Raw genomic sequence first — 15,068 nt, forward strand, 5'->3', positions numbered from 1 at the left:
GTCCGCTCCTCAATGCCCGAACGACGCGGCCGCGCCGCGCTTGGGGCGCGTCAGCCACATCATCGCCGCGAGCGCGAGACACGTCATGCTCGCCATCCGGAACATGTCGTTGGTCGCCATCATGTAGGCCTGCTGCATCACGACGTGGTGCAGCGTCGTCAGCTCGCGCACGCCGTCCACGCCCATCGCGTTCAGCGCATGCACGAAGCGTTGCGTGTTCGCCGATGCATGCGTGACCGATTGCGACACGACGTCGTAGTGATAGGTCGCGCGGTTGTCCCACAGCGTCACGCTCATCGCGGTGCCGAACGCGGCCGACAGCGTGCGCAGGAAATTCGACAGGCTCGACGCGGCGGCGAGCCGGTCGTCCGGAATGCGCGACAGCGTCGCGGCGGTCAGCGGGATGAAGAAGCACGGCAGCCCGATGCCCTGGATCAACCCGGGTGCCGCGATCTGCGCGAACGTCATCTTCAGCGTGAACTGCGCGTCCCATGCGAGCACGGCGGCGAACACGAGAAAGCCGAACGTCGCGAGCACCCGCGCGTCGAAGCGGTGCGCATGCAGCCCGACGAGGATCGAGAACACGAGCGCGAGCACGCCGAGCGACGCGGTCGCGAGCCCCGCATGAAACGCGTTGTAGCCCATCACGGCCTGCATCCACAGCGGAAACACCACGCCGACCACGGAGAAGCTCATCATCCCGAGCGAGATGATCAGCACGCAGAACGAGAACGTGCGGTCGCGAAACAGGCTCAGGTCGACCACGGGGTGCGCCTCGCCCGCTTCCCAGATCAGCAGCGACACGATCGCGAGCGCCGCGACCACCGCGAGCGTGACGATCAGCGGCGAATCGAACCAGCCGCGGTCGTGGCCGAGATCGAGCATCGCCTGCAGCGAGCCGACGCCGATCACGAGCAGCACGATGCCCGGCACGTCGATCGGGCCGGCCGCGCCGCGCTGCGCGTCGGGGCGCAGCATCGCGGTGCAGACCGCGAACGAGAACAGCCCGATCGGCAAATTGATCAGGAAGATCCACGGCCACGAGAAGTTGTCGACGATCCAGCCGCCGACCACCGGCCCGAAGATCGGCGCGAGCAGCACCGTCATCGCCCACAGCGCGAGCGCGATCGTGCGTTTGGTCGGCGCAAAGGTGCGCAGCAGGATCGTCTGCGACAGCGGCACCATCGGCCCCGAACACAATCCCTGCAGCGCGCGGCAGATCACGAGCACGTGCAGGTCGCGCGCAAGCCCGCACAGCAGCGACGTCAGCGTGAACAGCAGCACCGCGCCGACGAACAGCCGCAGTTCGCCGACGCGGCGGGCCAGCCAGCCGGTGAGCGGCACCGCGATCGCGGCCGCGACCGAATACGAACTGATCACCCACGTGCCCTGGCTGTTCGATACGCCGAGACTGCCCGAGATCGCCGGCACCGCGACGTTCGTCACGGTCGAGTCGAGCACCTCGATGAAGGTCGCGAGCGACAGCGCGAACGTCAGCAGCGCGAGCCGGATGCCGCGCACCGGCTGCGCCGCGGGCGCGGGCGCGGGCGCCGGCGCGTCGAACGCGGACGGCGCGACGGGCCCGTCGTGAAGCGGCGACGCGGCGCTCATGCGCCGGCCACCGCGACATCGGCCCGCGCGGCCAGGCGCCCGCGCCTGGGCACGAACCGTTCGATGAAACCGGCGGCCGCGTCGCAGCCGTCCGGCGCGGCCGCGAGCAGCGCGCGCGTACGTTCCGCATGCACCGCGAACGCGGGTTCGTCGAGTACGCGCGCGAGCGCCGCGCCGAGCCGCGCGCCGTCGAGCGGGCCGTCGACCCGCACGCCGCAGCCGTTTGCGACGACGCGCTGCGCGTTGTCGAACTGATCGTGCGCGAACGGCGTGACGACCTGCACGATGCCGGCTTCGCACGCGAGCGCCGCCGTGCCGATCCCGCCGTGATGCACGAGCGCGCGGCAACGCGGCAGCAACGTGCGCATCGGCACGAAGCGGCGCACGAGCAGCCGGTCGCCGCCGGGCGCCGCATCGTGCGGCGTCAGCAGGATGCCGCGCGCGCCGGTCGCGCGCAGCGCGTCCGCCACCGCACGCGCATACGCCGCATGATCGACGAGCGTCGACCCGGCCGTGAACACGACCGGGGCTTCGCCGGCCGCGAGAAACGCATCGAGTGCCACATCATCGTCGGGTGTCGCGATATCGTTGAACAACGGAAAACCGCTTTGCAGATGATTCGACGGCCAGTCGGGCTGCGGCGGCGCGAACCAGCCGGGGAACAGGCACAGCACGCCGTCGGTCGAATGCAGCCAGCGGCCGAGCACGCGCCGCGCGGGTGGCAGCCCGAGCTCGCGGCGTACCGCGTCGAGCGCGGGGCCGCACACGCGGTCGAGCACCTGCCGCTCGATCAGCGTCATCAGCGCCGATTTCACCGGCAGCGGCCAGCGCGCGGGAATCGTCAGGCGCGGGTGAGTGGGCGGCGCATGCGCGGACAGCAGTGTCGACGGCGACACCTGCACCGACACGTACGGCGTGCCGTGCAGTTCCTGCATGAAGCGCGCGGAGAACGCCCACAGCGTGCCGACCAGCACCGTGTCGGCATCGGTCAGCGCGCGCAGCGCATCGTAATGCGGGCGCAACGTCGGCGCGATCACCTGCCACAGCGTGCGGAACGACGTGCGCGGATCCCACAGCGCGGGGTTCGCCATCGCCGCGTCGTATTCCGCCGCGGTGCCGACCGGCACGAACGCGAACCCGCAGCGGCGCACGGCCGCCTCGAACGGCGCATGCGTGCAGAACACGACGTCGTGACCGCGCGCGGCGAGCGTGCGCGCGACGCCGAGCAGCGGATGCACGTCGCCCGCCGAACCGATCGCGGTCACGATCATCTTCGCCATCGCGCGCCTCGCGGGTGTCAGTAGAAGCCGGGGATCAGCGCCGCGACCTCGCGGCGATACTGCGTATACGCCGGCCCGAAATATCCGGTCAGCCAGCTCTCCTCGACGCGCACCTTGTACGCGAGCGACGCGAACACGAGCAGCACGCCGATCGCACCGCGCCATTCGCCGCCGATCAGCGCGGCGCCGACCAGCGCGATCAGGCAGCCGGTGTAGATCGGATGACGCACGAGCGCATACGGCCCCGTGCGCACGAGTTCGTGGTTTTCCTTCAGCGTGACCGACACGCTCCAGTTCGTGCCGAGATGCAGCCGCGCCCACACCGAGAACAGCAGGCCGGCCACCAGCACCGCCAGCCCGCACTGCGCCTGCAGCCCGAAGCGCTGCCAGTCGGGCACGAGCGCCTGCCACGACGGATCGGGCAGGATGATCAGCGCGCCGCCGACGATCAGCGGAATCGACTGCAGCGTGCGCGAGCGCGACGCCTCCTTGCGCACGGTCGTCTTGACGCCCTGCGACGTGGCGATCCAGTACGCGAGCCACGCGGCCCACGGAACGACGATGGCGATGGTCTGAACGATATTCACGGCTGGCCTGCCTCGTTGGGATGGGAATTCGGATACGCGGGACGAACGCGATGCGCGGCGGATGGCGTCACGACGACAGCGCGTGCATCGGTGCGGGTATGCACGCCGGCGCGGTCGCACGTGCGATGCCGGCCGCGACGGACGCTTCGCCACAGAAGAAATCGAGCAACGCGGCACGGGTGTATTCGCGCTGCGCACGGCCTTCGATGTCGAGGAAGTGGCCGGCGTCCGGCACCGTCGCGAACCGCGCGCGCGCCACGTGCGCGCCGAGTTGCCGCACGTCGGCCGGCGTCGTGTATTCGTCGCGCTCGCCGTTCAGGAACAGCAGCTCGCAGCCGATGTTCGCGAATTCGCTGAAATAGCGCTCGGGCTGCAGCGACAGGATCTGGTCGACGTGGAACGCGACCTGGTCCTGCTCGTCGCGCGGCAGGCGCGTCAGATACCGGTAGTTGTACAGCTTCATGATGCGCGGCAGATAACGGCCGACGGTGTCGTTCAGCAACTGCGCGGCCTTCAGGTTCTCGCCGGCCGCGATGTGGTCGCGGGCACGCGTCACGTAGTCGACCATCGCGTCGTTCAGGAACGGCGAGAACGAACAGATCGCCGCGCGCCGCACGCTCGGGCAGCCGCGCGCGAGCGCGAACAGCGACGCGACGCCGCCCCACGACACCGACACGAGGAACGACGGCGCGAAGTGCTCGACCAGGTACTGGAGGATCGCGGCTTCGTCGTCCTTGGTCAGGATGAAGCAGCCGGGATTGTGCTGGCGCGACTGCCCCGCATACGGCAGGTCGAAGCAGATCGTGTTCATCCGCTCGCCGAGATACTGGACGGTCTGGCCGAACGACGCAGTCGTCGCGAGCGCGCCGTTGACGAGCATCGCCGTGTCGAACGCCGGGTCGAACACGTTCCGTTCGACGTAGACCTTCAGACCATTCGGCAGCGGGACCACGTGTTTTTCGGTCGGCATCGTCGTTCTCCGGTGGATGCGGCGTCTCGACGTCGCGGCATGCTGCAGGTGCGCAATGGCTGGCGCCGGCCGGGCGCGCGATCCGTCCGCGCGGCCATTGCCGACGCACCGCGGCAATGACCGGCGGCGCCATTCATTCCTCGTAGTGCGGCGCCATACTAATACGGTCGATATTACTGACTCAAGTCATTCCAAAAATCCCTCTACTCGGCCCGGAAATACGCCGGATTCAAATTTTTTCATCAATTTCTATGGTATGCGGAATCTCAAAAAGAACGAACGCAATCGTTTGCGAGCAGTCCACGCCGGCATTCAAAAATCCATAAATACTCATTGTTTTCAATCAATTACGTCATTTCAATCGACCGATTGAAACGGTTTTTAGAAAACCGCTCATCTTCACAATCCGATTTGACAATTTCACATCGTGAATAATGTTGCAGATTTCGACACTCTTTCGATTTGTAATAGAAACAGGCGTGGAAACGGTCCATCGCATTGCGTCATTTTTTCATGAACCGTTTTAAACAGATTCAAACTTAATTAACGTTCTTTCAACGCGTTTTTCCGCACCTGCACATGACGCTCGCGACGAACGACCGTGCCCCGTTTAGAACACCGCACCTCGTTCGGCCCCGATTTTTTGTTGATTGAACGATCAATAAAAAACCGATAAGCTCTCGACTTCCATGGACGGCCCGCCCGGGCGAAGGGAGTCGCGATGCCGAAAGTCGGAATGCGGGAGATACGCCGCGCACAGTTGATCGACGCCACGCTGCGCTCGATCGACGAAGCGGGCCTGCCCGGCACGACGCTCGCATCGGTCGCGCAACGCGCGAACATCTCGACGGGCATCGTCAGCCATTACTTCGGCGACAAGGACGGCCTGCTCGAAGCGACGATGCGGCATGTGCTGCGCGACCTGTGGTCGGCCACCACGCGTCGCCGCGTCGCCGCACGCAAGGACCCGCGTTCGCGGTTGCGCGCGGTCGTCGCCGCGAACTTCGACGACACGCAGGTCAGCGCGCCGGTGATGAAGACGTGGCTCGCATTCTGGTCGCAGAGCATGCACGACCCGATGCTCAAGCGCCTGCAGCACGTGAACACGCGGCGCCTTCATTCGAACCTGTGCGCCGAGTTCGCGAAAGCATTGCCGCGGACGAAAGCGCGCGAAGCCGCCAGCGGCCTCGCCGCGCTGATCGACGGCCTGTGGCTGCGCGGCGCACTCGCCGGCGGCCCGATCGACACCCGAGCCGCGTTGAAGCTCGCCCACGATTACATCGACCTGCTGCTCGCGTCCGACTGACGCGTCACGCAGTCGCCCTCAAGGAGATCCTCATGTCCGTATACGGTTTGCAGCGCCTCTACATCGGCGGCGGTTACGTCGACGCCACCAGCGGCAAGACTTTCGACACCTTCGATCCCGCCACCGGCGAACTGCTCGCGCAGGTGCAGCAGGCGAGCGCGGCCGACGTCGACCGCGCCGTGGCGTCCGCTCGGGAAGGCCAGCGCGAATGGGCCGCGATGACCGCGATGCAGCGCTCGCGCATCCTGCGCCGCGCGGTCGACCTGCTGCGCGAACGCAACGACGAACTCGCGGCCATCGAAACGCGCGACACCGGCAAGCCGATCGGCGAGACGCTCGCGGTCGACATCGTCACCGGCGCGGACGTGATCGAGTACTACGCGGGCCTCGCGACCGCGATCGAAGGGCTGCAGGTGCCGCTGCGCGCCGAGTCGTTCGTCTATACGCGCCGCGAGCCGCTCGGCGTGTGCGCGGGCATCGGCGCGTGGAACTACCCGATCCAGATCGCCTGCTGGAAGACGGCGCCCGCGCTCGCGGCCGGCAACGCAATGGTGTTCAAGCCGAGCGAAGTCACGCCGCTGACCGCGCTGAAGCTCGCGGAAATCTATACGGAAGCCGGCGTGCCGGCCGGCGTGTTCAACGTCGTGCAGGGCGACGGCTCGGTCGGCGCGCTGCTCACCGGCCATCCGGACATCGCGAAGGTGTCGTTCACCGGCGGCGTCGAAACCGGCAAGAAGGTGATGTCGCTGGCCGGCGCCTCGTCGCTGAAGGAAGTGACGATGGAGCTTGGCGGCAAGTCGCCGCTGATCGTGTTCGACGATGCGGACCTCGACCGCGCGGCCGACATCGCGGTCACCGCCAACTTCTTCAGCTCCGGCCAGGTCTGCACGAACGGCACGCGCGTGTTCGTGCACCGCTCGGTCAAGGACGCATTCACGCAGAAGGTGCTCGAACGCGTGAAACGCATCCGCGTCGGCAAGCCGACCGATGCCGACACCAACTTCGGCCCGCTCGTGTCGGCCGCGCAACTCGACAAGGTGCTCGGCTTCATCGAAAGCGGCAAGGCCGAAGGCGCGAAGCTGCTCGCGGGCGGCACGCGCCTGACCGACGGCCATTTCGGCAGCGGCCAGTACGTCGCGCCGACCGTGTTCGGCGATTGCCGCGACGACATGAAGATCGTGCGCGAGGAAATCTTCGGGCCCGTGATGAGCATCCTCGATTTCGAATCGGAGGACGAAGTGATCGCGCGTGCGAACGACACGCACTACGGGCTCGCGGCCGGGGTCGTGACCGAGAACCTGTCGCGCGCGCACCGCACGATCCATCGCCTCGAAGCCGGCATCTGCTGGATCAACACGTGGGGCGAGTCGCCGGCCGAAATGCCGGTTGGCGGATACAAGCAATCCGGTGTCGGGCGCGAGAACGGCATCACGACGCTCCAGCACTACACTCGCATCAAGTCGGTGCAGGTCGAGCTCGGCCGCTACAACCCGGTGTTTTAAGACAAGGAGATCCGTCATGACGACACGCGAATACGACTACATCATCTGCGGCGCGGGTTCCGCGGGCAACGTGCTCGCAACGCGCCTGACGGAAGATCCGGACGTCACGGTGCTGCTGCTCGAAGCGGGCGGCCCCGACTACCGCTTCGACTTCCGCACGCAGATGCCGGCCGCCCTCGCCTATCCGCTGCAGGGCCGCCGCTACAACTGGGCGTACGAGACCGATCCCGAGCCGCACATGGACAACCGCCGGATGGAATGCGGCCGCGGCAAGGGGCTCGGCGGCTCGTCGCTGATCAACGGGATGTGCTACATCCGCGGCAATGCGCTCGACTACGACAACTGGTCGACGCACAAGGGCCTCGAGAACTGGACGTATCTCGACTGCCTGCCGTACTTCAAGAAAGCCGAGACGCGCGACGTCGGCCCGAACGACTATCACGGCGGCAGCGGCCCCGTGTCGGTCACGACCAGCAAGCCGGGCGTGAATCCGCTGTTCGAAGCGATGGTCGACGCAGGCGTGCAGGCCGGCTATCCGCGCACCGACGACCTGAACGGTTACCAGCAGGAAGGCTTCGGACCGATGGACCGCACCGTCACGCCGAAGGGCCGCCGCGCGAGCACCGCGCGCGGCTACCTCGACCAGGCGAAGGCGCGGCCGAACCTCGAGATCGTCACGCACGCGCTCGCCGACCGCATCCTGTTCGACGGCAAGCGCGCGTCGGGCGTCACCTACCTGCGCGGCAGCGAGCGCGCGACCGCGCATGCGCGTCGCGAAGTGCTCGTGTGCAGCGGCGCGATCGCATCGCCGCAACTGCTGCAGCGCTCGGGCGTCGGCCCCGGCGCATGGCTGAAGGCACTCGACATTCCCGTCGTGCTCGACCTGCCCGGCGTCGGCCAGAACCTGCAGGACCACCTGGAGATGTACATCCAGTACGAGTGCAAGGAGCCCGTCTCGCTGTACCCGGCGCTCAAGTGGTGGAACCAGCCGAAGATCGGCCTCGAATGGATGCTGAACGGCACGGGCCTCGGCGCGAGCAACCACTTCGAGGCGGGCGGCTTCATCCGCACGCGCGACGACGATCCGTGGCCCAACATCCAGTATCACTTCCTGCCGGTGGCGATCAACTACAACGGCTCGAACGCGATCGAGATGCACGGTTTCCAGGCGCACGTCGGCTCGATGCGTTCGCCGAGCCGCGGCCGCGTGAAGCTGCGCTCGCGCGATCCGAACGACCATCCGAGCATCCTGTTCAACTACATGGCCGAAGCGCTCGACTGGCGCGAGTTCCGCGATGCGATCCGCGCGACGCGCGAGATCATGCGACAGCCCGCGCTCGACCGCTATCGCGGCCGCGAGTTGAATCCGGGCGCCGACTGCAAGACCGACAAGGAACTCGACGCATTCGTGCGCGCCCGCGCCGAAACCGCATTCCATCCGTCGTGCTCGTGCAAGATGGGTTACGACGACATGGCGGTGGTCGATGAAGAAGGCCGCGTGCACGGGCTCGACGGGCTGCGCGTCGTCGACGCGTCGATCATGCCGATCATCACGACCGGCAACCTAAACGCGCCGACGATCATGATCGCCGAGAAGATCGCCGACAAGATCCGCGGCCGCACGCCGCTCGCGCGGGTCGACGTGCCGTACTTCGTCGCGAACGGCGCACCGGCGAGGAATGTCGCGAAGGCCGTGCGGCAACCCGAGACGGTCTGATGCAGGCAGGCGCCTGCCCGGGCGCCGCGATACCACCCGCGCGGCTCGCGGCGTTCTCGCCGCGAGCCGCATTTCATTGCGCCTTCTCGTTTGCGCTGCGTGGCCGGGCTGCCGAAACACCGCGCATCCGCTTGGCGCGGACGATCGGGTTCCTGCGCGACGTCAGGCTCATCGCGTCACGCAGGCGGTCGAATGCGACATCTTCCTTCACCCCGAAGCGGCTGACCGCCGGCCATGCGAGCACGTGGTCGAGCCACGTTTGCCATGTGTCGCCCCAAAACCGGTGGCCGATTTCCCGAACCGTGCCCGGCGCGGCGATCACGATGCCCGCCAGCAGGTAGCAGGCCCAGAAGCTGCCGGCGCCAACGAGTCGATCGAGCCGGCACACGGCAAGTGCAGCAAGCAGCCCGTCCTTCGACGCGAGATCGGTGCGATGCGTTCTGATCGCTTGCGCGACGAAGTTGTGCCGACCGCCGTACGCCTGAATGGAAACGCCGTTGCCCGCGGCGAGTTCGGCCGCGAACATCGCGAGTGCGGCCATCTCGTCGACGCGCGCCGCGTCGTCGCGCGGGCCGCATACGCGCAACACGGTCGCATCGATGACCGCGCCGGGACGAGTCGGTGTTGCCGCGATAGCGGCCAGCCTGTCTCTCAGGTTCTTTGCAGGCGGCGTCTCGCACCGCCCGTCATGTCGAGCCGCGATGCGCGCGCCCGAGTCGCGGCCTGCGCATTCGACGCCATCGGCAATTCGTTCAAGCGCGGCCCAGCCGACGTCGGGATCGTCGAACGTGCATGCACCGATCACGCCGTGCGCTGTGTCGAATACGGCACGCGAGCCGGGGCAGCAACGCTCGGCCTCGGCGAGTTGCTGGACCGACGGCACATGCGAGCACGCGCCGGGCGGATCGGTCGGGTCGCATGCGCAACCGCCGCCGTCCGTCGCGATCCACGGAACGAGCCGATGAAGAACCGCAGTCGCTTCGCGGGAAAGGTTCGCGCCTGCGCCCGCACGGATCGCGTGCGAAGCGGCGACGGTCGCGTCGCCCACGCCGGTTGCCGCCATCGCGCAAACCGCCGTGTCGAGATGGTCGATCAGGTACTGCAACCACGCGGCCGTGCGCAGCCGGTCGGGCGTCGCGCCGCGGGCATCGCCATACTTTGCTGGATCGGTCAGCATGGGTCGTCCGGGATGGTTCTGGTCAATTGGCCTGGTTTTGTTTCAATCGGATCGGGTGGCGCAGTACATGCCACGCCGGCCCTGCAAGTCCGTCCGTGTCGGATCGCGACACGGGCGGTCAACCGGCCGTCGCGCCGGTAAGCATGACGGCTCGCATGAATCGGAGATGCGGAAACTCGCGTATGCGCCGCACGGCTCGCATGCGCGGCGGGCGCCCCGCTTCGCGGCGCCCACTGCACGCGGCGCTTCGGCAATACATGAATGGCGGCATACACGACCGCGCTGTCGGACGAATCCGGCCGCCGCGCCGATACGCGCGACGGCGCGAACCCATCGAAGCCGCGAAAACCCGCCGCGCATACCGCATGCACGGCCCTCGCGCGCGGCGGGTTCCCGCTTCGCTCGCGCGACGCTTACTGCACGTGGAACTTCGGCGACGTCAGGACCGTACCGGTCACCGTGCAGTCCGGCGTCAGCACGGAGTTGTTGAACGCCAGCGACGAGTTCGCGTCGCTCCACGCGGTCACGACCTTGCTCGGCCCGCAGGTGCCGAGCAGCGTGACGTTGACCTTCACGTTGTTGATCGACAGCTGCGTCGTGCTGTCGGCCTGCCCCGTCCACGGCGACGTGCTGCTCGCGCTGCCGCTGATCAGGCCGCAGGTCGCGCCGCCCGCGAACGTCGTCGACGTGATGTTGACGATGCCGGTCGACGTGATCGTGCCGTTGAAGGTCGCGGTACAGCTGGCGTTGATCGATCCCTTGCTGAGATTCGTGAGCCCCGTCGCCGAGAACGGCTCGCCGTTCGGATTCATCGGCTGGCCGTCGGCACGCGAAACGGTGACGGCGAAAGCAGGCGCGGCCGAAACCGCGGTGAAAGCCACTGCAGCAACAAGCGATACGATTTTGCGAATGCTCATTTGAACTGCCCCCTCTCTTCACAAATGGCGGCACGCCGCCAGGAACGCGACCGTCCGGCCGGAACGATCCGGCCAGCCGGTCGCAGGAAGCCGCCGGCACGCGTCATGCGCGCCGGTCGGCTCAGAACTTGTAGGAAATCCCGACGAACGTGATCAGCGGATCGGCCTTCAACTTCGTGCGCGTGGTCGCGAGCGTCGACCCGTCGGCCGCCTTGATCACGAGCGACGAGTAGGTCTTCAGCGGCATGTACGTCAGCGTCGCCGTGAGCCCCCAGTGCTTGTCGATCGCGTAGCTCGCGCCGATGTTGTAGACCGGCGTGAACGACGACGACGCCTTGCCCTCCACCGAGGTTGCCCCCGGCTTGCCGGCGCCGGCGGCGAGCACGCTGCCGAGGTTCTCGTTGATGTCCCTCGCGAAGTTGCCGTTCAGTTCGATGTTGCTGAACCAGCTGTAGGCCACGCCGATCCCGACGAACGGACGAAACTTCGCCGTCGACGAATTGAAGTAGTACTGCAGAATGATCGTCGGGCTCCACTGCCGCGCGTTCTTCACGGCCGGCTGGTTCGCCGGATTGTCCATGTTGACCGAACCGAGCGCGCCGGCCGGGCCAGGCGGCTTGATCACCCCGTGTCCGGTCAGCGTGAATTCCGGCGGCACGCCGAGCACCGACGTCACCGCGATGTGATCGGTGAAGAAGTGCGTGAGCGTGAGGCCGACCGTATCGGCGTTGTTGACCGTCAGGCTCGTGCCCGGCGACGTGAACGAACCGGGCAGGCGCAACGGTCCGTTGATCGGCATGTTCGCGAGATTCGTCGTCAGCCCGTTGGTCGAATCCTGCGGCATGATGTGCAGCCAGCCCAGCGTCGCGACGTTGTCGCCCGCCTGCTGGGCCGATGCGAGCGTCGATACGCCTGCGACGACACCCGCGACAATCAGCTTCTTCATGAAGTCTCCCCCTCATTCTGTCCGGGCGCCGCGCCTTCGCGCGCGGCGCCGCCGTGTCTCCATCCACACGCGGTCACTGCACGAACGCGCCGACCGTGAAGTACGGGTTGCTCGTATCGGCCATGTCGAGGAATCCGAACACGCCGCCGGTGAACACGAACTTGCCGGTCGCCGGCCCCGACGCCGCATCCGCATGCACGGTCGTCACGACGCCTGGCACCTTCTGCGTGTAGTCGAGGTTCAGCGCGCGCGTGAGCGCGGCCTGCGATGCGTTGAACGGATCGAGCAGCGTGGCCTGCGCGCCGACGAGCGCGGTCGCGCGGTAGTTGAACGCGCTGTCGACGCCCGTGTACTCGCCGTCCTGCGAGCCCTGCGCGATCGCCGTCCGCGGGCTCAGGAACGAGATCCCCGATTCGTCGTCCGCGCTCGGCGGGCCTTGCGTGAGGTCCGCGTTCGCGGCGCCGGTGCGGATGAAGATCGGCACGAGCTGGTTGCGCAGCTTGCCGACGATCAGGATCCCCTTGCCGGCCTTCGCCGGATCGAGCGCGGCGAGCGTCGGTGGAATCTGCGGCTGGTAGTTCAGCGACTGGAATGCCGGCGCATCGGGGCGCAGCGTGAACGGCTGGTTCACCGTCGCGTTCGACGCAAGCGGCTGCCCGCCGTTCTTCTTGCCGAAGTTGTCGGTTTCCGTGTAGCTGCCATCCGCGTTGATCGTCACCTGCTGGTCGAGCGCCACCGGCTGGAAGTTCTGCGACGGCACCTGGTGATAGCCGAGCTGGTTGTACGTGCCGGCGATCTTCGTCAGGTCGGTTTCCAGCGACGAGAAGCTGATGAACGGGTAGTACGGGAACGTCGTCTTCGTGATCTTGCCGACGCCGATCACGCCGTCGAACTGGATCGTCGCGCCGGGGATCGCGCCGCCCAGCACGCCTTCGCCGAGGAACAGCCGCGCGGGCCGGCTCGGGTCGAGGCTCGCGTTCTGCATCCGGAACGTGCACTGGTTCAGCTTCACCGTCGGCAGCCCCGTCTCGTCGGCCAGCGTGCCGTCGACCACGTTCGCGGGCGCGGTGTCGCGCGTCGGCTGCACGGTACCGGTGGTGGCGGGCACCGGCGACGCGAGGTAGGTCATCCGGTACGTCATCTTCGTCGTGTCGAGCTGCACCTTCACGAGCTCGCCCGACCCGGAGCCGCCGATGAACACCGTGTTGTAGTCGATCGTCTGCGGGCACAGCCGGACCACCGGCGCGGGCGGCGGGTCGCCGTCACCGCCGCAGGCGGCCAGCACGGGCGCGAGCGACGCCGCGACCATCCAATGTTTCACATTCATAGGAATCCTCTTGAAATTCGATTCACCGGCGGCGACGCATGCGCCGCCGGTGTGACGTGTTCAATGCGGGGTTACTGGACGAACGCGCCGATCGTGAAGAACGGGTTGACCTTGTTGTTGTTGACGACCATCGCGTAGACGTTGCCGGCCGTCACGAGCCAGCCCGTGTCGCCCTTGCCGAAGATCGCCGCGTTGCCGTTCGCGCCCTTCGCGGTGAAGTCCTGCGCGGCCGTCACCTTGATCTTGCCGGGCGTGGCCTGCGTATAGTCCAGCGCGAACTGCGAGGTGACCGACGACGTCTGCGGATCGATGAACGCCGCGGTACTGCCCTGGAACAGCGTGGACGTATAGTTCGCGGCCAGCGTCGACACCGCGGTGCCGTCGTTGCAACTGCCGGCTACCGAATAGAAGGCGTTGTTGGCGAAGATGCCGGGCAGGTCCGGGTGCGGCACGTTGGGGTTGAAGCTCGGCCCCGCCGACGCCAACTTGTTCCCCTGGCCGCTGGATGTCACGATGCCGCATGCAGAGGCGCTGGTCGCGCCGATGTACCCGCCCTTCAGGGAGTTCGCGGCAATCGCTTTCGTCGACGACAGCATCGAGATGCCGACTTCGGCATCGGCGACCGATGCGAGCAGATTGACCGTATCGACGTGCGTGTAGCCGACACGAATCACGATCGGCACCAGTACGCCGTTCAGCCTGCCGACGATCATGATGCCTTTCGCCTGGCTCGGTGCAATGATCAGCGTCGAGCCCTGTCCCGCGATCGGATACCCTGCCCCGCTGGCCGGATTGCTCACGAACACATTGTCCGCCGATCCGTCCGCGTTCTTGCGCAGCGCCCACGGCGTCCCGGTCGTCTGACACGAGTAGTCGCTGCCCTGCGTGATCGAACACGAACCGTCCGCGTTCAACGTCTGATTCCAGTTGACGACGTCGGATTCCCAGCCGACCGCCCCGGTCGGGCTCTGACCGTCACCGCCGATGGGCGACAGATGGATGCCTACCTCGTTGTAGTTGCCCGCCACTTTCCTGAAGTCCGTCTCCGTGTCGGTGAAGCCGATGAACGGATAGAAATCGAAGGTGCGCGACGGTACGACGCCGAGCGTGATGCCCGGAAGCAGCGGGATACCGGCGAACGCAATCGTCGCCCCCGGAATCCCGCCGCCCACCACGCCATTGCCGACGAACAGCATCGGCGGGTCGGCGCGGTTGATCGTCACCGAATACGCGCCGTCGCTCGTCGCGCCGCTGTCGAGCACGAACGCGCAACGGTTCTGCTCGGCCGTCGGGAGATTAGTCGGATGATGGAATGCACCGCTGATCGTCAGGCCCGCGCGCGTGTTGTTGACTTGCCCCGCCGAGGTCGGCACCGACGATTCGATGAACTGCAGCTGGTAGGTGAGCTTCGTCGTGTCGAACTTCACCTTCACGTATTCGCCGCTGCCGGCGCCGCCCGTGTACGTCGTCGTGTAATCGAGCGCGTCGGGACACAGCTTCGTCACGACGGGCGGCGTCGTGTCGGCGCCGCTCGGCCCGCAGGCGCTACCCGAGCACTGCGGCACGGTGATCGGCCCCGGATCGTCGCCGCCGCCGCAACCGGCGACGAACGGCAGCGCCAGTACCGCCCACGACAGGACCGCCTTCCGCCATTCAGGAATGCAAATCATCAACCCCTCCTTTTCAGGTACGACAAGTCTCGTCCGGCCGGGCTGCATGGCCCGCCGG

Annotated in this window: 12 protein-coding genes; 3 read left to right on the top strand and 9 right to left on the bottom strand. The window is 67.0% G+C overall.

Going from position 1 to position 15,068, the window contains the following annotated elements; all coding sequences use genetic code 11:
* Window positions 1-9: 9 nt before the first annotated feature.
* The 4 genes from DFS13_RS25800 to DFS13_RS25815 all read right to left on the bottom strand — a co-directional run bounded on the left by DFS13_RS25800 (window position 10) and on the right by DFS13_RS25815 (window position 4,448).
* The gene (locus tag DFS13_RS25800) at window positions 10-1,611 is read right to left on the bottom strand and encodes a DHA2 family efflux MFS transporter permease subunit (RefSeq protein ID WP_111442259.1); all 1,602 of its coding nucleotides are present in this window, start codon (window positions 1,609-1,611) and stop codon (window positions 10-12) included.
* Entirely contained in the window at window positions 1,608-2,891 is a 1,284-nt protein-coding gene (locus DFS13_RS25805; protein ID WP_006498733.1) for a glycosyltransferase, read from the bottom strand. Before DFS13_RS25805 ends, DFS13_RS25800 begins: the two co-directional genes overlap by 4 nt.
* A 17-nt stretch (window positions 2,892-2,908) precedes the next feature.
* Complete coding sequence (locus DFS13_RS25810; protein WP_006482692.1) at window positions 2,909-3,478, bottom strand: isoprenylcysteine carboxylmethyltransferase family protein; 570 nt, start codon at window positions 3,476-3,478, stop codon at window positions 2,909-2,911.
* 67 nt (window positions 3,479-3,545) lie between these two features.
* Window positions 3,546-4,448, bottom strand: coding sequence for an alpha/beta fold hydrolase (locus DFS13_RS25815; RefSeq protein ID WP_006498732.1), 903 nt, complete (start codon window positions 4,446-4,448; stop codon window positions 3,546-3,548).
* A gap of 721 nt (window positions 4,449-5,169) precedes the next feature.
* Here DFS13_RS25815 and betI point away from each other — a divergent pair.
* Genes betI through betA form a run of 3 tightly spaced genes read left to right on the top strand, consistent with a single transcriptional unit; the run spans window position 5,170 to window position 8,973 of the window.
* Window positions 5,170-5,754 carry a transcriptional regulator BetI gene (gene betI / locus DFS13_RS25820; RefSeq protein ID WP_006482690.1) on the top strand — a complete coding sequence of 195 codons (585 nt, stop codon included), beginning with the start codon at window positions 5,170-5,172 and terminating at the stop codon, window positions 5,752-5,754.
* Between the two features lie 32 nt (window positions 5,755-5,786).
* The gene (betB, locus tag DFS13_RS25825) at window positions 5,787-7,256 is read left to right on the top strand and encodes a betaine-aldehyde dehydrogenase (RefSeq protein WP_111442260.1); all 1,470 of its coding nucleotides are present in this window, start codon (window positions 5,787-5,789) and stop codon (window positions 7,254-7,256) included.
* 16 nt (window positions 7,257-7,272) lie between these two features.
* A complete protein-coding gene (gene betA / locus DFS13_RS25830) occupies window positions 7,273-8,973 on the top strand; it encodes a choline dehydrogenase (RefSeq protein ID WP_006482695.1) in 1,701 nt (566 codons plus the stop codon).
* Window positions 8,974-9,046: 73 nt separating this feature from the next.
* Here the strand turns inward: betA and DFS13_RS25835 are convergent, their stop codons facing one another.
* From DFS13_RS25835 to DFS13_RS25855, 5 genes are all read right to left on the bottom strand, one after another.
* Complete coding sequence (locus DFS13_RS25835; RefSeq protein WP_034201974.1) at window positions 9,047-10,150, bottom strand: hypothetical protein; 1,104 nt, start codon at window positions 10,148-10,150, stop codon at window positions 9,047-9,049.
* A gap of 413 nt (window positions 10,151-10,563) precedes the next feature.
* Window positions 10,564-11,067, bottom strand: coding sequence for a hypothetical protein (locus DFS13_RS25840; protein WP_006480638.1), 504 nt, complete (start codon window positions 11,065-11,067; stop codon window positions 10,564-10,566).
* 121 nt (window positions 11,068-11,188) lie between these two features.
* Window positions 11,189-12,013, bottom strand: a complete 825-nt coding sequence (locus DFS13_RS25845; RefSeq protein ID WP_006482693.1) for an OmpW family protein — start codon at window positions 12,011-12,013, stop codon at window positions 11,189-11,191.
* A gap of 73 nt (window positions 12,014-12,086) precedes the next feature.
* Window positions 12,087-13,340, bottom strand: a complete 1,254-nt coding sequence (locus tag DFS13_RS25850) for a DUF2957 domain-containing protein (protein ID WP_111442261.1) — start codon at window positions 13,338-13,340, stop codon at window positions 12,087-12,089.
* A gap of 71 nt (window positions 13,341-13,411) precedes the next feature.
* Entirely contained in the window at window positions 13,412-15,010 is a 1,599-nt protein-coding gene (locus tag DFS13_RS25855) for a DUF2957 domain-containing protein (protein WP_111442262.1), read from the bottom strand.
* Window positions 15,011-15,068 lie beyond the last annotated feature (58 nt).

This window comes from Burkholderia sp. 28_3, from assembly GCF_003253915.1.
GTDB classification, from domain to species: Bacteria; Pseudomonadota; Gammaproteobacteria; order Burkholderiales; family Burkholderiaceae; genus Burkholderia; species Burkholderia cenocepacia.